This is a genomic window from Acetatifactor aquisgranensis, from assembly GCF_943193215.1.
Taxonomy (GTDB): Bacteria; Bacillota; Clostridia; order Lachnospirales; family Lachnospiraceae; genus Acetatifactor; species Acetatifactor aquisgranensis.
Map to the genome: position 1 here is coordinate 1 of NZ_CALPDH010000038.1, position 20,497 is coordinate 20,497.

General features: G+C 45.8%; 21 protein-coding genes. 3 read left to right on the forward strand and 18 right to left on the reverse strand.

Going from position 1 to position 20,497, the window contains the following annotated elements; genetic code table 11:
* Positions 1-59: 59 nt before the first annotated feature.
* Entirely contained in the window at positions 60-332 is a 273-nt protein-coding gene (locus tag NFS35_RS23970) for a hypothetical protein (RefSeq protein WP_251209582.1), read from the reverse strand.
* Positions 333-767: 435 nt separating this feature from the next.
* On the opposite strand from NFS35_RS23970, the gene NFS35_RS23975 reads away from it, so the two are divergent.
* Positions 768-1,154: a helix-turn-helix domain-containing protein gene (locus NFS35_RS23975; RefSeq protein WP_251209583.1), complete on the forward strand. Its 387-nt coding sequence runs from the start codon at positions 768-770 to the stop codon at positions 1,152-1,154.
* A gap of 342 nt (positions 1,155-1,496) precedes the next feature.
* On the opposite strand, the gene NFS35_RS23980 is transcribed toward NFS35_RS23975, so the two are convergent.
* From NFS35_RS23980 to NFS35_RS23995, 4 genes are read right to left on the reverse strand one after another with little or no spacing between them, the layout of a single operon-like run.
* Complete coding sequence (locus NFS35_RS23980; protein WP_251209584.1) at positions 1,497-1,889, reverse strand: YxeA family protein; 393 nt, start codon at positions 1,887-1,889, stop codon at positions 1,497-1,499.
* Positions 1,890-1,903: 14 nt separating this feature from the next.
* Positions 1,904-2,680 carry an ABC transporter permease gene (locus tag NFS35_RS23985; RefSeq protein WP_251209585.1) on the reverse strand — a complete coding sequence of 259 codons (777 nt, stop codon included), beginning with the start codon at positions 2,678-2,680 and terminating at the stop codon, positions 1,904-1,906.
* A 2-nt stretch (positions 2,681-2,682) separates the two neighbouring features.
* The gene (locus tag NFS35_RS23990) at positions 2,683-3,468 is read right to left on the reverse strand and encodes an ABC transporter permease (protein WP_251209586.1); all 786 of its coding nucleotides are present in this window, start codon (positions 3,466-3,468) and stop codon (positions 2,683-2,685) included.
* A complete protein-coding gene (locus tag NFS35_RS23995) occupies positions 3,461-4,384 on the reverse strand; it encodes an ABC transporter ATP-binding protein (RefSeq protein WP_251209587.1) in 924 nt (307 codons plus the stop codon). Before NFS35_RS23995 ends, NFS35_RS23990 begins: the two co-directional genes overlap by 8 nt.
* A gap of 162 nt (positions 4,385-4,546) precedes the next feature.
* Between NFS35_RS23995 and NFS35_RS24000 the strand changes: the two genes are divergently transcribed.
* Together NFS35_RS24000 and NFS35_RS24005 are read left to right on the forward strand one after the other, a co-directional pair.
* Positions 4,547-5,233 (forward strand): response regulator transcription factor, encoded by a 687-nt coding sequence (locus NFS35_RS24000; RefSeq protein WP_251209588.1) that lies wholly within the window; start codon positions 4,547-4,549, stop codon positions 5,231-5,233.
* Between the two features lie 5 nt (positions 5,234-5,238).
* On the forward strand, positions 5,239-6,603 hold the full coding sequence (locus tag NFS35_RS24005) for a sensor histidine kinase (RefSeq protein WP_251209589.1): 1,365 nt from the start codon (positions 5,239-5,241) through the stop codon (positions 6,601-6,603).
* 107 nt (positions 6,604-6,710) lie between these two features.
* On the opposite strand, the gene NFS35_RS24010 is transcribed toward NFS35_RS24005, so the two are convergent.
* The 13 genes from NFS35_RS24010 to NFS35_RS24075 form a co-directional block, all read right to left on the reverse strand.
* Positions 6,711-9,038, reverse strand: coding sequence for an ABC transporter permease (locus tag NFS35_RS24010; protein ID WP_251209590.1), 2,328 nt, complete (start codon positions 9,036-9,038; stop codon positions 6,711-6,713).
* A complete protein-coding gene (locus NFS35_RS24015; protein ID WP_251209591.1) occupies positions 9,035-9,718 on the reverse strand; it encodes an ABC transporter ATP-binding protein in 684 nt (227 codons plus the stop codon). The genes NFS35_RS24010 and NFS35_RS24015 overlap by 4 nt, the downstream gene beginning before the upstream one ends.
* Before the next feature lie 71 nt (positions 9,719-9,789).
* Positions 9,790-10,833 (reverse strand): sensor histidine kinase, encoded by a 1,044-nt coding sequence (locus NFS35_RS24020; RefSeq protein ID WP_251209623.1) that lies wholly within the window; start codon positions 10,831-10,833, stop codon positions 9,790-9,792.
* A complete protein-coding gene (locus NFS35_RS24025) occupies positions 10,833-11,528 on the reverse strand; it encodes a response regulator transcription factor (protein WP_251209592.1) in 696 nt (231 codons plus the stop codon). The genes NFS35_RS24020 and NFS35_RS24025 overlap by 1 nt, the downstream gene beginning before the upstream one ends.
* 18 nt (positions 11,529-11,546) lie before the next feature.
* Positions 11,547-12,419 carry a hypothetical protein gene (locus NFS35_RS24030; protein ID WP_251209593.1) on the reverse strand — a complete coding sequence of 291 codons (873 nt, stop codon included), beginning with the start codon at positions 12,417-12,419 and terminating at the stop codon, positions 11,547-11,549.
* 95 nt (positions 12,420-12,514) lie between these two features.
* The gene (locus NFS35_RS24035) at positions 12,515-15,085 is read right to left on the reverse strand and encodes an ABC transporter permease (RefSeq protein WP_251209594.1); all 2,571 of its coding nucleotides are present in this window, start codon (positions 15,083-15,085) and stop codon (positions 12,515-12,517) included.
* 13 nt (positions 15,086-15,098) lie between these two features.
* A complete protein-coding gene (locus NFS35_RS24040) occupies positions 15,099-15,764 on the reverse strand; it encodes an ABC transporter ATP-binding protein (RefSeq protein WP_251209595.1) in 666 nt (221 codons plus the stop codon).
* Between the two features lie 132 nt (positions 15,765-15,896).
* Positions 15,897-16,742, reverse strand: coding sequence for a CPBP family intramembrane glutamic endopeptidase (locus NFS35_RS24045; RefSeq protein WP_251209596.1), 846 nt, complete (start codon positions 16,740-16,742; stop codon positions 15,897-15,899).
* Positions 16,743-16,805: 63 nt separating this feature from the next.
* Positions 16,806-17,360, reverse strand: coding sequence for a BUD32 family EKC/KEOPS complex subunit (locus NFS35_RS24050; protein WP_325213808.1), 555 nt, complete (start codon positions 17,358-17,360; stop codon positions 16,806-16,808).
* A gap of 22 nt (positions 17,361-17,382) precedes the next feature.
* Positions 17,383-17,913: a type 2 periplasmic-binding domain-containing protein gene (locus tag NFS35_RS24055; RefSeq protein WP_251209597.1), complete on the reverse strand. Its 531-nt coding sequence runs from the start codon at positions 17,911-17,913 to the stop codon at positions 17,383-17,385.
* Positions 17,914-18,167: 254 nt separating this feature from the next.
* Positions 18,168-18,665, reverse strand: a complete 498-nt coding sequence (locus tag NFS35_RS24065; protein ID WP_251209598.1) for a hypothetical protein — start codon at positions 18,663-18,665, stop codon at positions 18,168-18,170.
* A gap of 108 nt (positions 18,666-18,773) precedes the next feature.
* Entirely contained in the window at positions 18,774-18,977 is a 204-nt protein-coding gene (locus tag NFS35_RS24070; RefSeq protein WP_251209599.1) for a hypothetical protein, read from the reverse strand.
* 453 nt (positions 18,978-19,430) lie between these two features.
* Positions 19,431-20,453 carry a YdcF family protein gene (locus tag NFS35_RS24075; protein WP_251209600.1) on the reverse strand — a complete coding sequence of 341 codons (1,023 nt, stop codon included), beginning with the start codon at positions 20,451-20,453 and terminating at the stop codon, positions 19,431-19,433.
* Between the last annotated feature and the right edge of the window lie 44 nt (positions 20,454-20,497).

A 20,497-nucleotide genomic window follows, 5' to 3' on the forward strand; every position in this document is an offset into this window, starting at 1 on the left:
TAGATAGTATTTGACACTTGAGAATTAAATTTGACGTTTTTGTGCGGGAGACAGGAACTTTAGTTTGCTGGGCTACAACTAAGCTCTTTCAATGCCTGGAGAAGCACACTGTCCTCCAGCTGCATGAGAATGGGCAGCCCAAGAAACATGTCCTGCTCTATGCTGCATTCCGGCATAAACAGGAAATCCTCGGTGAGGCTCTCAATCTGCCGGCGCCTGTCCAACTGTTGTATATAATCATTTCTGCGGCGCTGCACTGCAGTTGCCAGATACGCCGTAAAACGATTCTGCATAATTTCTGTTTCGCTTTTTCCGTTATTTTTATGCCACATGGCTTTTCCTCCTAAAATTCCAGATTTTTAGTTGCAAAATCTGGAATTGGAGGTGAGCGGCATCGGGTAATACAAAAAGAACCATTACCCGTTTTACACCCCAGATAATCGTTCTTTTTCCAATCTTTTCTATCTTCCCCTAAAAAGTAGCGCAATGCACTACCATTCAGGTCCTTCTCTACCCACAAAAAACTTATGATTTTTTTAACGAAATTCCCCTGCCGATGCCCGGCTTAAGACCATTCCCCAATGTCTGCCATGCGTCCTCTCCCATGGCACAAAAAAGACACCCAAATAAGACTCTGATGAACCATGTTTTTTTTGTTCACCAGATGTCTGGGTGTTTAGTAGGTTATCACTCTACTTTTTAGAGTGTTTATACCATTTTTACTTTTATAAAGTGTGGCACTACACTACTTATAGGAGGTGACCACAATGTCTTTATCTATCAATGATGCCAAGGTCTTCGGTGCTGCGCTGAAGAAAGCCAGAAAGAAAAAACATCTGACGCAGGCACAGTGTGCGGAATTACTGGAACATTCCCTATCCTTCCAAAAGGATCTGGAACGTTGCCGCTGTTCACCCAGCATCGAAAATTTCTACCATATCTGCAGATTACTGGATATTTCTGCGGATGATTGTATTTTCCAGGATCACCATGACAGAACCGGTTCTACATACCAGGAGCTGTTAAGGCTGCTCCCACTTTGCGATGAAAAAGCTTTATCTGTCCTTGTATCCACAGCTACTGCACTCATTAGAGCAGACTCCATTCCTGAACTTGAGCGCTTGTCTGTAACTGTCTGCAGTAACGAAAAATAATATTCCGAAAAATAAAGAAGCCAGCGCTCAGATTTTGCTATCTGTTCCGCTGGCTTCTTTATGATTGCATGGAGACATTGCCCATGTCTGTTCTTATGTGATGAAATAAGTTTCAGCTGAATAATCTACAAATATCTATGTTCCTCTACCAGGACGGATTCGATTCCCCTTAATCCATACAGGGAATTATCTCCCTGCCTCTTGTATCATGGTGTATCTACATTTTACTATGGGTCTCGTTTCCGCAAATAAGACATAATAACCATTCTTCGGATTTCACCAACTGCCTTCACACTTTTGAATCCTTTCCATTAGACATCAGATGACCCGAACAGAAATCATTTATTCCTTTGGCGCGGCATACTTACTCCGCACCGCCTCCGGCAGTTCTTCATACTGCACTTCGTCCCAAGAAGTCACACCGCGCACCGGCACGACTTCCTGGGAAATGAACACGCCGTCCTGCAATTCTTTCGATGTTCCAAATGTAATCTCTTTTTCCTTCCCGTTCTCATCATAAGAGGTGAGCGTATAGGAATACGGGAGGTTTCCCTTGAAATTGACCACACCACCCTTGGAGTCGTTTTCATCGATTTTGCTGTTGTCAATCTGTGTATAATAGATGGTGGCTTTGCTGCCATCAAACAATGAGGGAACCGTAAACGCAACGACGGCAATCAAAAGTACTATGACCGCTGCAAGGATGGCAAACACTGTTTTTTTCTTAGATTTCATACTCATATCCTCCATTACCAACCCTTTTTCAAGGGCGTTTTTGTTTTTTTCCTGGCAGACCACCGCCTATCTGTGCCGGACTTCATGGTCAGGAGAATGACCGCCGTCAACGCAATCATCAGAGCCATACTTCCGCAGCACAGCGGAGTATTCCAGGTGACATCATAACTTCGATATCCAATCATTCCCAGGCTGGCCGTTATGGGATAAAGATTGGACAATTTTACACTGCCGGCTGCGAACATCCCGCCATAACCGTAAACAAAGGCAATAATGACGCCGGTCATATTGCCTCCCGAAATACAGGCGGAAACCGCAATGATGGGCAGAACGGCGATATAAAGGCACAGACAGTTGAAGCTCATCTGTACTGCCGTCTGTACCACTGCGGGAACAGTAAGCCCCGGAAATCCCGCAATCAGATTGCCGAGAACGGTCAGCGCCGCGCAGGCCAGCCCGAACAGGGCGGAAACCAGTCCGCCGACCACCAGCTTGCCACACAGCAGAGCGCGGTAGGAAACGGGAATCGTCACAATGTTTTTCAGCGTATCATCCTTTTCCTCCCTGGCAATCATATAGCCAGTAATCAGGGTGATACATACAGGAAAGATAGTTGTAGCATTATTTTTGATAACCTGCTCCGCCAGAAAGGAAAAGGTCCACACAGAGCCATCCTGAGCCGTGGAGCTGAACAGGGCCAGCAAGACGGACAGCGCCATCAAAAGAACACCGGCCCACAGGACATGATAGCGTTTCAGTTTCCAAAGCTCGGTTTTAATCATCCGAAACATTTCTATTCCCCCCTTCTCTTATACAGGCGGTCGATCAGCAGTACCGACAAAATCGCCATAACACTCAAGGTGGCAGCGGTCTGAAAGGTAGAGGGAATGAGGTGCGCTAATTCCGTCAGGTTCATGGAAATGCCATGGTCCGCCATATTACCAGCAAACCATAGATTTGTCAGCGGAATGGGGAACAGCAGGCAGAGCTCTTTAGGGAGTATACTATACAGGCCCTCCAGCGTCAGGCTCAAAACACTGTAAAATACACACAGAAGGATGGAGAAAATATAGGTCCTGCTGAAAAAGACCACAAGAACCACCAAAGGCAGGGTTCCGGCTGTGATAAAGATTCCCAACATAACAGACGCCAGCAGCTTGTAAGCAAGACCTCCCACCTCCGCCACCACACTGCCGCACAAAATCGTGGCGAATGTGGAGGCGAGGGAAAACAGGATACCCATGAGGAACAGCACAATAATTTTTGTCAAAACCATCTGTGTGCTTGTCACCGGGATGGTCCGCAGGCTTTTGAAGGTATCATTGTCCCGCTCCATAAAGAACAGCATGGTTGCCAGAACGCCAATGACGCAGGGCAGGAGAAGTAGCACGCCATACCCCATGATAAAGCTGAACAGCGCGTCAAAAATCTCGGCTTTCGTGTCATAGCGCCCCATAATGCGGGGCGTCATCGCTACGGCCGTCACAGGAAGGGGAAACAGAAACGCTGCCAGCACCACCAGAAGCACAAACCGCTTCCGCTTCAGTTTCCAAAACTCACACTGGATCAGTTTAAGCAATCCCAACACCTCCTGTCACCTTCTTGAAGTAGTCCTCCAGAGTGTCCTCGCACAGATGGGCCTCGGAAACAGTAATATCATGTTCCACGAAACAGCGGATCATCTCCGGCATGGGGAGGGAGGTGTCCATCAGGAACAGCGTGTGTTTATCTTCAATCTGATAGTCCTGCGCCTTGAACTGACGGGCCAGCAAACTGGATGCCCTATTCGCATCAGAAAGGATAAATCGGATGTATTTGCCGTTCCTGCTCTCCAGCTCTGCAAGGCTTTCTTCCTCCAGCAGTTTCCCCTTGTCAATAATCCCGATATCATCCGCCAGCAGCGCAATCTCGGAGAGGATATGGCTGGAGATCAGGATAGTCTTGCCCTGGGCGTCGCACAGCTCCCGGATAAAGGAACGTACCTCCGCAATGCCAATGGGGTCCAGACCATTGATGGGTTCATCCAAAATTAACAGCTCCGGGTTGTGCATGATGGCCAGGGCAATGGCAAGCCGCTGTTTCATACCAAGAGAATACTGGGCATAGAGCTTTTTGTCCCGATAGGGCAGACCAACCAGCTCCAAGGCGTTTTGGATTGCGTTATGCTGTTTCACATCCCGAAGCACCGCAAAGATTTTCAGGTTTTCCGTTCCGGTCAGGTTTGGATAAAATCCCGGCGACTCGATCAGGCTGCCCACACGGGGCAGAATTTCCCTGGCTGCGGTGCGGATGTCCTCACCGAAAATGTGCAGTTCGCCGGAACTGGGGGCCGTCAGGCCCAGGAGCATTTTCATGGTGGTGGTTTTCCCAGCTCCGTTGCGGCCCAGCAGGCCGTAAATCCGCCCCCGCCGGACGTGAATGTTCAAGTCGGAAACGCTTTTCTGGCTTCCATAGAGTTTTGTCAGTCCAGCCGTCTCAATAATACAGTCATTCATTGGCAATACCTCCTTGTCGTTTGTGACATTATCATAGCACCTTCTCCTTGAGAGAACCTTGCGGCAAACTTGAATTTACCTTGAGATTGGAACGCTGTCCTATGCAGGATATGAAAAAAGAGGTATAATACACCCAGTCGGAACTGTTGGGAGGTGTGCTGCGTGAAAGACAAACCGATTCTTGTTGTGGACGATGAGCTTGATCTGCTGGCTATGGTCCGATCGATTTTTGAGCGGGCGGGATTTACACAGATCATAACCGCTTCCTCCGGGGAAGCGGCTTTGGATGAATTTTTTAAGAAAAAGCCTGCAATGGCAATTCTGGATGTGATGATGCCGGACATGGACGGGTTTGAGTTGCTGCGGGAAATCCGTCAGATCAGCGGGATTCCCGTCCTGATGCTGACCGCTAAAGGAGAAGCCGAGGACAGGTGCCGAGGACTGGAACTGGGGGCAGACGATTATCTGGTCAAGCCTTTTCTGCCCAAGGAGCTTCTTCTGCGGGTCAACGCAATTTTGAAACGGGCATATCCCGACGGCAATCGGACGGTAATTCTTGCTGCATCCACAGTGGATTTAGACCGTGCGGAGGTCCGCCGGGGCGAAACGGTTTTCTCTCTGACCGGAAAGGAGTACGCAATTTTTCTGAAGCTGGCGGAGAATGCCGGGCGTGTCGTCACCATTGGCGCTCTATGTCAGGCCGTCTGCGGAGAAATCTGGACAGGATATGAAAATACGCTCATGTCCCATATCCGTCACTTGCGGGAGAAGATCGAAGATACTCCATCAGTGCCAGTCTCTCTCCTGACCATCAAGGGCCTGGGCTACAAACTCGTGGTAAAGGGGTGATCATTTTGAATCCGATACAAAGGTTTTTCCGGAAATATTTCCTTTCTACAATCGCAGCTCTGGCGCTGTTCCTGTTGATGAACCTTGCGCTTGCGGTCGCAATCCGGGTGATTGCTGACTGCCGTACTTCTGCCCCCGACTTGTCGGTATCTGCTCTCTCCGCTATGGTGTCAGAGGTGAGTGGTGTGATTGAGGCGGAACCGGATTTGTCCCGCATACTGTCCAAAAACCACGCCTGGGCCATGCTGTTGAGCGACGATGGCGCGGTTATCTGGGAAGAACAGATGCCGAATGATCTGCCCCGCTCTTATACAGCCGCTCAGATTGCCCAATTCAGCAGATGGTACTTGCAGGAATATCCAGTATTTGTCTGGCAACATCCAGCCGGACTGTTTGTATTGGCCTATCCCGTAAATAGTCTGCAACGATACAACTTTGCTATGGAAACCGGCGATGTTTGGGCTATGGTCATCACAGTGTTTGGCATATTTCTTGTCAGTATCTTACTGATGCTGTTTTTACTGTGGCGCAACACGCGCAGGGTAGAACAGGCGGTAAAGCCCATTCTGACAGGTATCATCGCAATGTCCCAGGGTAAGCCGGTTCAATTAGAGGAACACGGCGAGCTTACGGACATCAATGCGGAATTGAACTGGGCCAGTGAACAGCTCCACAAAAAAGACACGGCCCGCGCCGATTGGATCAGTGGAATTTCCCACGATATACGCACCCCGTTGTCGGTCATGCTGGGCTACGCCGGGGAAATCGAGGACAACGACGCACTTCCGTCTGATGTTCAGAAACAGGCTGGTTTAATTCGTAAACATGGGGAAAAGCTGCGGCAGTTAATTATTGACTTGAATCTTGTGTCAAGACTGGAATATGCTATGCAGCCATTGCAAAAAACCTCTGTCAGTCCGGTTGAGTTATCCAGGCAAGTCATCAGTGATTATATGAATAACGATCTGGACGAGCAGTATGTGATTGACCTTTATGCAGGGGATGGTGCTGAATCAATTCTAATTGAGGGTGACAACACTTTGCTTACCCGTATGCTGGAAAACTTAATTGGTAATAGCATTGCCCACAATCCGGATGGATGTCATATTTGTGTTTCGGTTGAATTGACTGACAGAATGTGTAAACTTATGGTTCAGGACTCTGGCAAAGGCATGGACGAGACTGCTTTACGGATGTTAAACGCAGCAGAGTGTGTTAGCTTCACACAAAGCAATGGTAGCGGGATTCCTCATGGAAACGGCTTGAAAATCGCAAGACAGATTGTTTCTGCCCACAAGGGAACGATCAAATTTTTCGAAACAGAACCTCATGGGGTAACTGTTGTTGTGAAGCTTCCAACAATGAAGTAGGGCGGCAGAGGAGCAAGAATCTTCTCTAGTGGGTATGGAGATTACTCCCCATACCCCTAATCAAAACCGTGCGTGCTATTTAACATATAAGACTTTTCACCTTACATTCATTGCTCATTGATAGTTTCAGTAATTGCCATATTGCGTATACGCTTTGCCGGAGTATAAATTGATATAATACAAGAAAAAACAACCAGTAAAAGTACAAGGGCAATAGTAGTAAAGGGAATATTCCATGAGCCGCCAAAATGGGTAATAACAACCTTTGTGTAAATCAGATAGTGAAGCAGCAGTCCAAGTATAATTCCGACAGTCGTACCGCAGACAGCGTATGTGGCTGCTTCAGCAGTTATCATTTTTGTAACCTGTCTGCTTCCCATACCAACAGCACGCATAGCCCCATACTGTTTAATTCTTGCTGACACACCCATTGAAACACTGTTCATAATGTTCAAAATGGTTATTAAGGAAATGATAGCAAGGAAACTGTATGCCGCAATTCGGAACACCCAGTAGGAACCATTGATCTCATCATCTTCCTCTCTGTTGTCTGCAATTACATTTCCTTCTGACAGTCCATAAATTTTGTTTACCGCTGCATCAGATACATCTTTTTCTAATACAATGCCTACCATAGCATAGCCTTGTTCGCCTATCAGACGTGTGCAGGTTTCTTCCGAACATACCACAACGGTCGAACCGCTGATGCTTCCCACACCCTCAGACATAACACACGCAACTTCAAGTTCTTCGGAACCTATTTTTATTTTATCTCCCACATCCAGTCCTGTATGGTTACTGTAGACTGCCATGACATATTGAGAATTTCCATACACTTTTGCTATATTTCCGCTTACAACGGATTTCCTGAAGTTGTCCATCATGGTATCTCCATAGGAAAATAAATCAACCGTTGACATATTCCCGTTAATTTCTGCGGGATAGCTCATGCTATACATCATGCCAAAAACAGACTCTACCCCCGATATTCCGGAAATTTCTTCTGATATGCTTTTATCTATGGAATTAGACTCATCCTGACTGGTAACCGTAATGTCCGGAGTTAAATCACTCACTGATGGAAGCAGCCTGTGAACAATATCAAGACAAGCGGAAAAAGTCAAAAAAAGCATAATTGTAAGGGCAAAGGAGCCTGTCATAAGGACTAAGTTTTTCTTAACTCCTGTTGCATGGTGGACACCAAGGGAAGTTTCCACTTTGAAAAGCCTTGTATTTGCCGCATGGACGATTTTTTTGTTTGTTTCTGCGTTGCCGGATATTGCTGCTATGGGCGAAACTTTTGCTGCCTGTTTAGCCGGGGATTGTGCTGCAATAAACACGGTAATGATACCTATGGCTACCCCACAGAGGATACCACTTATACTTACTGAAAATAGTGGCATATCTACCCATTCGCCTTTTACGATAAATTTTAGTATCAGACACGATACCCAACAAATTACCGTTCCTAACGCACAACCAATAGGAATTGCTGTTTTACACCAATTCAGTGCTTCAAGCCTTACAAAACGTACAATCTGTTGTTTACTTGCACCAATGCAACGCATCATTCCGAAAAATTTTGTCCGTTGGGCAACATTACTGTTCATGCAGCTTGAAATCATAAAGATTCCTGCAATTAGTATAATGACAAAACAAGCTATCACCAAAGGGTAGAGTTCATTTACGCTTTCATTGCTGCTCGCCCCTAACAGGCTCAAAACGGGCGTGTTTTCACTAATATTTTCAGAAGTGAGCGAATATTGCTCTTTTATACTGGCAATCGTTTTTTTCAAACCGTTCTCACTTTGAAACCGAATATAAAATTGAGATGTAGGTTCTATGCCATTCAAATTTCTCACTTCATCAAACGCAGCTTTGCACATATACATACAGGTTCCGTCAATAATGTCGTTAAATTCCTCATCATCTTCATAAAATCCTGATATTGTATAAGTAAAATCGCCTGCGAGCGTATTAAGAGTAATATCATCGCCTATCTGGACTTTGAAAAGCTCCTTTGCGTCTGCACTAATGGCAATTTCCTTTTCATTTTGTGGGTAGGAGCCTTCCAACGGATAATTCATCATATCTGTGACGTAGGCTTCTTCGACGCCATACAGCACAACATTTTTTCCGTTGATATAATAGTTGCAATCTGCATTTTCATTTATTACATCATACCATGAGGAGTATGCCACATCAGAATTATCTATAATCTGTTCGGCTTTATCCTCTGGCATATTTTGAAGAACAATATGCCAATCTCCGTGATTACTCCGCATTGCTGTTATCTGTCCGTTTGTCCACATCTCCAGCAAAGAAAAGATTGCAGTTACAAGGAATACAGCAAGAATAATGCAAATGCGTGTCATGCGGCTTTGCCGCCTGTGAACCTTTGCGGAAATCGGGATAAGGCTTAAATAGCTTTTCATTCGCGGCACCTCCCTAAATCGGTCAGCACACCGTCTGATACCTGTAAAATTCGGTCTGCGCTCTGTGCAATGTTCCTATTATGAGTAATCATAATAATGGTTTGCTCATACTTCCTTGACGCTTCTTTTAACAGGGCAATGACTTCGCTGCTGTTCTGCGTGTCAAGGTTTCCTGTTGGCTCGTCGGCAAGGATTAACGACGGGCGCGTGATAAGGGCGCGTCCGATTGCCACACGCTGCTGCTGTCCGCCAGATAACTGGCTCGGCAAATGGTTACGGCGTTCTTTCAGATTAAGAACAGTAAGCAGTTCTTCCAGATATTTTTTGTCCGGCTTCTGATAGTCAAGCAGCACCGGGAAAATAATATTTTGCTCAACGGTAAGCTCCGGCACAAGATTGAACGCCTGAAAAATAAATCCGATATTCCTCCGGCGGAAAACGGTAAGTTTGCGGTCGTTCATGGAAAAAATATCCTTGCCGCCAATCGTTACCTTTCCAGATGTAGGCGTATCAAGTGCGCCTATCATATTGAGCAGCGTACTTTTTCCGGAGCCGGATTCTCCAACGATAGCCACATACTCGCCTTTTGGAACGGAAAAGCTCACTTTTTTCAAAGCGTGTACGGCAGTTTCGCCGCTTCCATATGTTTTACAGATATTGTTGACTTCCAATAAGTTCATGTGTAAACACCTCTTTCTGTTTTGATAGCCCCACTATAACAGAAAAATCCTACACCAATATTACAATCAGCCTACAATTTTGTAGGAATCAGGAAATTCATTGTGAAAGAGGTTCCGCTGCCTAATGTACTGTCTGCTTCAATCGTTCCATTATGGGCTTCCACAATCGCATTTGCTAATGACAGTCCAAGCCCGATACCCTGCGTGTCTTTAGAAAAACGGCTGCGGTAAAACCGCTTGAAAATATGGTGCAAGTCCTCCGGGTGTATGCCGCTGCCGTTATCCTTTACGGTAATCTGAACAATAGAAGTGAACGCCCGCCACTCAATACGGATCATACCGCCATTTTCAGTGTGGTCAAGGGCGTTCTTTACAAGGTTGCTGATTGCTTCGATTATCCAGTTGCGGTCACATAAAAGTGAGATTTCTTCATTGCCTGATAAGCAGATTTCTTTTCCCTCCTGTTCGGCACGAAACAGGAAATGCTTTTTTACATTCTCTGCAAGCTCGGACACATTTTCTAATGACTTTTCTAACACAATCGTACCCGCGTCCAGCTTCGTAATTTTCAAAAGGCTCTGTACCAGGGTTTCGATACGGTCAAGCTCCTGCTCGGAAAGCTGGCTAAATTCCTGTATTGTCGGAAGTTCCTGTTCTTTTGCTTCGCCCTGTATAATGCCATTGTAAATATTGAGGGCGGCAAGCGGTGTCTTTAGCTGATGTGAAATATCCGATATGGTACCTCGTAAAAATTTTTTTGAACTTTTTTCATTCTCGGCATGAGCGTTCAGGATTGCAACCAAAGAATTAACTTCATGGAACAGCCTGTATAGCTCGCCCTCGTCGTTACACTCAATGGTAATGTCTTTGTTGCCGGAAATATATTCTGTAATCTGCGATATGGCATTTTCCATGATTTTATGCTGTTCCCTAAAATACCCGTAACAAAGCAGCAATATGACAGATCCCATACATACGCCGCAGATTATGACGTAATATGCCGCATTTCTACCCGCAAAAGCCGCTAATAATACTGAAAGTAACGTAAAAAACACGATAGAGAAAACCATACTGGCAAAAAGGATTTTGATTTTTCTGTTTGCAAATATTTTCATCATATCCCCGGTTCCTCCGTATTCCATTTGTAGCCCATACCGCGAACAGTAACAATCCTTTTGGGTTCTCCCGGATTGTCCTCAATTTTTGTACGAAGCCTGCGGATATAAACAGTAAGAGAATTATTGTCTATATAATTTTCGCTGCAATCCCATAGTTTTCCTAAAATCTGTTCCGGGGAAAGTATCTGGTCGGGGTTTTCCATGAACAGGCATAACAATTTATATTCACTCGCCGTCAAATCAAGCAGTTTCCCCCGTTTATAAACCTCTCCTTTTAGAAGTCTTATGCTTATATCGTTGGAGTTCAGTTCTGTAACAGCGGTATTGAAATTCTCGCTCCTGCGGAGCAATGCGTTAATCCTTGACATAAATATTGCCAGCTTGAAAGGCTTTGTAATATAATCATCGCCCCCAATATCAAGCCCCATAATAATATCTGTTTCTTCATCAGCAGCAGTAAGAAATATGACAGGCACTTTTGAAGTCAGGCGTATCTTTCTGCAAAAATCAAAGCCGGAACCATCGGGAAGCGATACATCCAGAATGACTAAATCATATTTATCATTTACCCATAACGTATCAGCTTCCAGTGTGGTACGGGCAACGTCTATTTCATATCCCTCTTTTTTTACGGCAAAAGACAGACCGCTGATTAAACTTAAATCATCTTCCAATAAAAATAATCGTTTCATTTGCTGTGTCTCTTTCCCCTATGAATTTGCCATAACAACTGCCTTTAGTTTCTGTACGCTTTCCTCCGCCCCGCAGGAGCGAATCATGTCCGAGATTTCTCGATAAGCCTCCTTTGCACTCTCCGCCTCCGAGGGAATATAGACCCACTGACTCATAAAGCTGTGGGCATAATTGCAATGGATATTGCCGGTGTAAATCTGCACAACGGGGTCCTCCACCTTACAGCCAGTCTGCTGGGCGCAGTCTGAACGGAAGGAAAAATAATTCTGACCGTCTTTTACATAAATAATGTTAATTTTTAGGTCCTCTTTTGCAATATTCATTCTTTCACTGATTCCGGCCTCCTGATTGTAGGCGTTTTCCGCTTCGACCTTTTCAAAGTAAAAGCGATCCCGATGTGCTTCGACAATATCATCTTCCATATCCCGATATTTTTCCGGCACCAGGAGATTCAGCGTCAGATCGTCATAAACAAACTGTCCCGTCAAATCACTGCCGTCTGCGGTTTCGATTGGGTTATGCACAAAGTAGTTCCTGCTCACGCGAATACAGCGTCCGTTAGGGTCGATTTCCTCCGCAAACTGCATCCCATTCATGGTATAGAGCGGCGTACTCGCATCATCCATAGCCTGATAGTTGTAGAAGTCCGCAACGAAGGCCCCCGCTTTGTCCTCCAGTTCGGCAAGAAGATGGGCGCTGCGGGCCGCGATCTCCAGATATTGCACAGGGTCGTCCTCGCCGGTGTACTGTACCTGGGTCGTATAGATATGGCTCTGCTCCTGTGCCGTCCCCTCGTTGGCAGCCGATGCGGGCGTTTCTTCTTTTCCGCCACAGGCGGTCAGACCTGCAAGACAGGCCAACGCCAGGATTCCACATAAAAACTGTTTCATAAAAACTCCTCCGTTCGTTTTATTCTATCTTAAAAAGTAAATAGACTGACATTCGGAAACCGGAGGCAACCTGCCTCCGGCTTCCAGACGAGCATTCAGTTTTGATGCAGCCGCTCGATGATACTGACCTTTGCAATCTGCCGGTACATAAGCGCCGGTATTGCAGCCGTTAAAAGGAGCAGGAACGGATAGACCGCCAGCATGGGCCACATGACAAATTGGTAGGTGAAAAACCAAATCCCACTGGAAATGCCCCTTACGATTACCACCGAGAACAAAGCCCCCAGGACGGCGGATGTGATGATTGTTCCCGCCGCATAGTACAGCCCCTCAAAGGAGAGCATACGCTTTAACTGCTTTCCGGTCATGCCAATGCTTTGCAGCATGGCAAATTCCTTTTTGCGGGTGATGACACTGGTCAGAACGGAGTTGACAAAGTTTGTAATCCCAATGATCCCGATGATGATGCTCAACGCCCCGCCGATGGTGATAATCAGGGAGGTCAGGCCCTCAAAGGAGCTGACATAGGTCGATTTGGACTCAAAGTCCATACTGGGTTCCACGCTGTCGATATAGCTTTTCAAAAACTCCTCCATAGCTGGTTCTGTCCCCGGCTTCACGTTGAAGGGGAAGTTGACCAGGTGCGGCTGGTCGCAGAGGGGCAGATAAATTTCCGTAGGGAGATAGAGTCTTGAAGCGCCGGTATTGCGGGTAGTAGTGGTGTTTTCGTTTTTTCGGACCTTTGCCATAATGGTAAATTCATAGCTCTCCCCAATGGTATCGGAGAGGCCGTCCTTTCGGATATGGTTCAGCTGGATGGTATCTCCAACATGGATATTCGGATTGTCGATCACCGTTCCATCATCTGTACATTCCACGCTCAACAGGATATACTTGCCTGTTTTCAGCTGTTCCAGGTCGATGGTTCCCTCTACCGCCTCCATCGTGTTCAGAACAAAATCATCTGCGCCGTATATGTCCACAAAAGGATTTCCGTTCTCGTCTTTATTGTAGTTTGTAAATGCGGCGTGGTCGGTAGAAAAGTTTTCTTCCAAAAGGCGGGAGGTATAGAGCCTGCCGCCGTCGTCAAAGTTTTCATTCTGCCGGACGGCCTGGATAAAGCTCTCCGTCAGATCGCCTTCGCTCTTTTCAAACTGGTACTGGAAATAGTCCGCAGTGGAAATCACAAAGTCAACATTCAAAAATTTCTCGATATACTTGTCAATATCAAATCCACCGGACAGGGTAAATACCGTATTGAACAGAACAATGCTTAATGTCATGGACACGATGACCAGCACGGTTCGTTTGCGGTTGCGGCCCAGGTTAGCCAGAGCCATGAAGTGGAGCTTCGCGCCGTGGGTGGACTTCTTGTCCGTGACCTTGCGGCTTCCGAATGCTGCCGCGTCGTTTTCCGTGTAGCGGATGGCCTCAATGGCCGAAACCGTTCCGGCGATTTTGGCCGGCTTGCGGACGCTGATAAAAACGGTCAGCAGGGCAAAGGCGGCGGAGCCAATGAAGATCAGCGGATTGACCGTCACACTAATCCCGGCGTCGGCAGTATAGGTTGTGCCATTCATCAGGAACGGCACCAGGGCACGCCCAATCACAAAGCCAATCAGTAGTCCAATGGGGATGCTGACAGCACAGAGCCTGATGGCCTGCCGGTTAATCAGCCGCTGGATCTGGCGTTGTGTTGTACCCAGGGTCTTGAGCTGCCCATAGGATTGAATATCCTGAATGACGGAAATCTGAAAAATGTTGTAGATAATCAGATAGCCCGTTATGATAATCAGCAGAACGCCCACGATGCCGGAAATCAGCATGGCAGGGTTTTCTGATAATGCGCCGCTCTGGTAAGCGGGACTGATGCCCGCAATGATATAACTGCTGTCCCCCGGACTGCCGCCCATAGTGTCGCAGGTATAGCCAGCTTCGGAAAGAAGCTGATGCAGACGGCTTTCCACATCGCCTCTGCCCTGAAACATGATGTAGGCGGTCACAACACCGGAATAGTCGTTGTCCACGGGGTAGGTATAGGTCAGAATGTCTGAATGAGCGTCAAGAAAGGCTTTTGATATGATCAGCCGCCCGATGTTGCTCAAACTGTCGGTTTCCCAAAAGCCACAGAGAGTAAAATCTGTGGTATACACAATGCCCTTGACCTCATAGGTCAGCGAAACCGTTTCCCCAACCTGTGCCGGAACGCCCAGAGCCTCCAGCGTTTTTGTGTCTGCGATAATCTCATTTTCCGCGACCGGCCGACGGCCTGTTGTGGGGGTATAGCGGGCAAACTCCAGGGCGGTATCATCCATATACCACAGGTCAGACCGCCAGCGTTCCAGGCCCGGATTTTTCAGCCGGTAGGAAACTGCCTTTGCATAAGCGATGCGTTCGATCAGGGGACTGCCCGCCACATTGTTGTAAACCTCGTCGCTGATATAGGTCAGAGCCGCCTGACCATCGCCGCCTGCCTTGCGGATGTTCTGGTCGTGAACCGTGTCCAGCAGGCCGGAACCCAGGGTGAAAATCGTGGTAAACAGGATCGTCGTCAGAATGATTGCGATAACCGCAATGATGTTCCGGCTTTTGCTGGCCTTGTAGTAGCGGCCGGACAGTCTTTTCATGACTGCGCCGTTGTTGTTTCCGAATAAAATATCGTTCATGTCTGCGCCCTCCTTACTGGGAAATCCTGCCGTCCTCGATGCGGATAATGCGGTCGGCAAGCTGGGCGATCTCGTTGTTGTGGGTAATCATCACCAATGTCTGGCGGAACTTGCTGCTGGTGACTTTCAGAAGCCCCATCACATCGGCGCTGGTCCGGCTGTCCAGATTGCCGGTTGGCTCGTCCGCCAGGACGATGGCAGGCTTGGAGACCAGGGCGCGGGCGATGGCCACACGCTGCTGCTGCCCGCCGGAAAGATTATTCGGCATACTGTTCAGTTTATTCTCCAGAGCCAGCAGGCGCACCACCTCGTCCATGAACTTCTGATCGACCGTATCGCCGTCCAGCTCCACGGGCAGGACGATGTTTTCATAGACGTTCAGAACGGGGACAAGGTTGTAATTCTGGAAGATAAAGCCAATGTTGCGGCGGCGGAAAATGGTGAGCTGTTCATCCTTCAGGCCGGCCAGCTCTTTGTCTTTCACCTTGACGCTGCCGGAAGTAGGCACATCCAGCCCGCCCATCATGTTCAGCAGTGTGGACTTGCCGCTGCCGGAGGTCCCCACGATGGCGGCAAACTCCCCCTGTTCAATGGAGAGAGTCACGCCGTCCAGCGCCTTTGTAACATTCGGCTCTGTGCCGTAGTGTTTTTTTAGATCGGTTGTTTGCAAAATGCTCATGATAAACACCATCCTTTCTGTGATGCCGTTATCCTAACAGCCAATCCTCACAGAAATGTCACAGATGGCTGGGTTTTTCGCCTTGAAATGTTACAATACTGTAATAGTTCAAGGCAGCCGTTTGATTGAGGGTTATTTCTTAAATGTAAGAAAAGCGCAGACAAGGGCATATCCGGTCACAGCAATCAAAGAAGCCTCCACACCAAATCCGCCTCCCGTCAGCCATATATTGTCCGAAGGAATGATAACGGAACAGATCGGATTGCCATACGCTCCCTCTGCGGTGGTGATGTGTAGTATGTCTGTGACCATAACAAAATTCCATACAGCGTGCATAAGCGCCCCATTGCTGATGGAATTTCCTTTATAAGCAGCAAGCGAAAACATAACACCGACCAGCGTACCGCTTATCACTAAAAGCAAAACACCTGCAATCGTAAAGTATTCCATAGACGGAATATGCGCCAAACCAAAAAGGAGCGATGGCGCCAGTATAGCAGCGTATTGATTCCATCTTCGCTCAAGCAGCGTCATGATGAAACCGCGAAACAACATTTCCTCCAGCACACCGGCTTTTAAAGCGGTAATCATAGAAGCGATTACGATAAAGACGCTTTCACTGGGCGCAGGCATATGTGTTTCTGCTTTACCAATGGCCAGAAAAACAATGACAACAAAGGCAGGCAAGAGAGTGGATAAAAGAATGCCCCAGCCTTGGATGTTCCATGTGATTTTGAAATCACTCATCTTCAAATGCAGAGCTTTGTTTGTGTAAAGCCAAAAGAGAAACGCGGTAACAAAAGTACAGCCCAACATTCTCAATATGACATAGAAACTTGCATTCTGGAATTTGACAAGTGAAAAAAGCCGGTCAAAAATGATACTGTTCGCCAAATCTCCAGCCAAAAACAACAGAAAATAGGCAGCGATGTTTACAAGCGTTTTAGATGTCGAAAAGGAAGGAAATTGCGTTTCCATCAAATAGCCCCCTTGGTTTGAATTTTGAACATGTAGATTGATCACTCAACAAACTGGAATTTATCATTGCGAATGTTCAGCCAAATATTTCAGAAATTCTTCTGTTTTTGACCAGTACAAAATCCCCCAATTTTCAAAATTCCATTCTTCCATATAATCGTTACATTCAAAATCAATATAATATATCAATCTGTTCTGCACCACAAAATTTGTGGGAAAATAATCAATGTTGGTGTTTGCGGGATAGAGCAGACTGCACATATCTTTTATCTGTTCTATGTATTCGTTTTTCATACAATCAGATTTTACAAGTTCATATATGGTTCTGCCCTCGATATATTCTTTCAAAATCCTTTCATTCACTATATCAACATCTATCATTTCGGGGATTCTGATACCAATTTTTTTCAGTCTATTATAATCATTTATCTCTGCCTGAATCTTATTGCCAAACTGATAATAACTGCATGGCTCGTGATGTATCTGCTTTAAAACATACTGTTGCTCTCCATCGCTTGCTAAATAAGAATAACCGCCTTTACCTTTTCCCAAAAGCCCAATAATCTTATATTCTTTTCCATTTACGAGTAATGTGTTAGGCATATTTACGTCAACCATTTCTATACCTCCAAATTCCAGTTTACCGTTTCCATTTATCCAGCTTATACCCCTTCTGCTCCAATCTGGCCCGGAAAGCCTCCAAAAAGTCCAGGAACCGTTCCTTTTCTTCCGGCTGATGGATGTTCTTGGGGCCATACATGGTTTTGCTGCTGGTGCCGCCAATGTCCAGCAGTTCCCCAAAACTGCCGTAGTCCTTTCTGTACTCCAGACAGGCTTTGGTGATCTTAGGGTCATAAGACACATTGACAATACTGTCCATATCGAGGAACACCGCCTCCGAGTGGTTCTCCAGCGCACTGTCCACCTGGATCAGCACAATGCAAAAATCACTTCGCCGGTAGCCCATAACATAGAAACAGAACGTGGTAGTATTAGTATCAAAGACAAATCCTTCCTCAAATTTGGAAGAATACATACAGGCGTAGAGAACTTCGTAGCTGTCGCCATCCTTCACAGTTTCGTTAAAAATCTCCCGCAGCCGTTTTTTCTTCGCCGCGCAGTCTGCCGGATCGTACTCCGGCGCTTTCGGTTTTCTGGAAAACAGTCCCATGATTGGTTCCTCCTAATCTAAATTATTTACAAGGCTAATATTGTAACAGGCAATTGTCACAGAAATGTTACAAGCGGCTGGATTTTGAAACTTTATCTGCGGGGCAGAAATATGGAAACCATAGAGCCTTGTCCCAGCGAAGAAGTGGCCTTGATGTAGACACCCTGCATGGTGACGGTCTCACGGGCCAGGTGCAGTCCGATGTCGATGCCGCCCTCCGGCGTGTACTTTGCGGCGCTTGATAGCAGGCACAGCTATATGTACTCATGGAGCCAATCAATTCCTGGATAAAACGCCCCTGTCCGAATAAAATATTCAACTGCCTTGATACCCGTTTCAATATCGGTAAGCGCATGAATTTTGGCAATCGGCGACTGACCTCCGCTTTTAAGATCTGTATATATACTTTTGTCTGAAAAATCCATTTTGCTGACCTGGCCGGCAGTATCCACAAATGCAGGATTATAAGAAAAATAAGTGTTTTCTCCCAAATCGCCCCAAAACCAGATTGCGATCCATTTGCCGTCACAGTTTACTTCAAGCCAATTATCCTCTCCGCATGGGTCTAAGAATAAATAAATATTGATTCCACTGGGAATTTTCTTTAAGACCTCCGCTATCACCTGTTCTGTGATTTTTTCTCCATGATATTCCTGATAGGGCGGGTCAAAATATTCAATGTGCTGAACCTTGATTGCTTGAGAGTCAAACGGCGGAATATATGCTTGCTTTGGAATCATCTGCGATTTCATGATTTTCTCCTTTCATACTTGAACCCCTGTGTTTGTCAGTGTATCTATGGGGGAATATGTAAAGCATCACTGCTCTGAGGAAAACATAGCTTTCTGGATATTCTTCTGCTAATATGAGCTGTCAAAGTAATTCCCGCTTTTCGGCAGATTCTTGAACATATTCATGATCATGTCATATGTCATGGATGAAGTATCAATCTCCAGTTTCTTCCCGTCCTTTAACTTGATTACGGTAACGTTATCACCCACGTAAGCAACCGTATTATCATCAAGGTACTGTATCATTCCTGTCATTTCCGCAAATTTTTTCACCGGATATTCTCCCGTCTCCTTGCACATTTCCCAAAATTTTTCAGTATCTTCCCCTGTCATATATGGCTGTTTGCCGTCTATAACATACCATGAGAGACCCGTTGCCGGATCTGTATATTTTGGTGCTGTCAACGCCCATTCTTCCAATGTCTTGTCTTTGTACCACGTGGTCAGGCCGCTGTCATTTGATACTGTGCCTTGCTCCTGTTATACTTGTTCGTTGATACATTGTTCTGATAAAAATTCTGCTCTATTCCATTTACGCTCTTTTTTCAAATCCATTGTTGTCATTTTTTCACGGCTCATCTGTCGTTCCGAACCGTTCCTGCTCCCTCATAATAAGTCCGAGCAATCTATTACAAAACGCATTTCCCTACCGCTTCCGCAATCAGGGTGTCCTTCACTTCAATGTCATACCCATGCACTGTGAAATGACTGTTATATTCATTGTTTTTACTTAAATCTATACACTGCTATTACAATACATACATTTATTCCAATCACAAGAATATGCTTTTTCCATGTCAGACTTAAATATCCAACAAATTCCCGGATAAAAGCATTCAGTGTAAAATACCATTTTGTTTTAGAACCGAAACCCACACATCTTATTCCCTGCCTCTTTGCCAGTATTAACGCCCTGAACATGTGATAAGCAGTTGTGACAACTATAATTTGTGGATTCTGTTTATTTATCAGTTTTCTCGAAAACCGTAGGTTTTCCTCCGTGGACACAGATTTCTGTTCCAAAATGACTTTTTCCGCACTTACGCCTTTATCAATCGCATAATCTGCCATAGCTTTACTTTCTGGAATATCCTCTCCTGAACCTTGTCCGCCAGACATAATCAGTACAGCATTTGGATTATAGCACAGCAATTCTATTCCTTTTTCAATCCGTGCTGCAAGTAACGGCGTAACCCTGCTTCCAATAATTCCTGCCCCCAGTACAATAATGTAATCTGCGTTTCTTTTCTTTTTTAAGTGAAGAAGATTGAGCACTGCGGAAAGTGAATACACTGCCAGCACCAACAATATATATACTACTATGAAACTAATAATTTTATACAGCATTGTACCTAATGTATTCTTTCCCAAGTTTCCAATTACCGGCCAGACCGCCAGATAAATACATAACAGAACAGAAAACAACATTGATAATAGATTTGTCGGTTTTATTCCTTCATGTCTAATAACTCTTACCCCTTCTATAAAGAACACAAGAATCAAAGCCACTGGAAACAAAGCCACACTGCCTACTGCTAAAACAAACATAACAATCAGTATTCCAATCACTAAAGCATGCGCTGCCAGCCATTCTGAACATTGGTATAAGACAAACAACAAAAATATCGCCAGACACATCATCATAATCAAAAACGAGGCTCCACTCCATAATGTTCTGGAATCATGAAACATAATTCCTGCGAATATGCAGACTGAAACAAAAAATACAAAAAATGCAAACTGCCACATAATATACTCCTTATGCCATCTTGCAGCCAGACTATCAAGCTGCC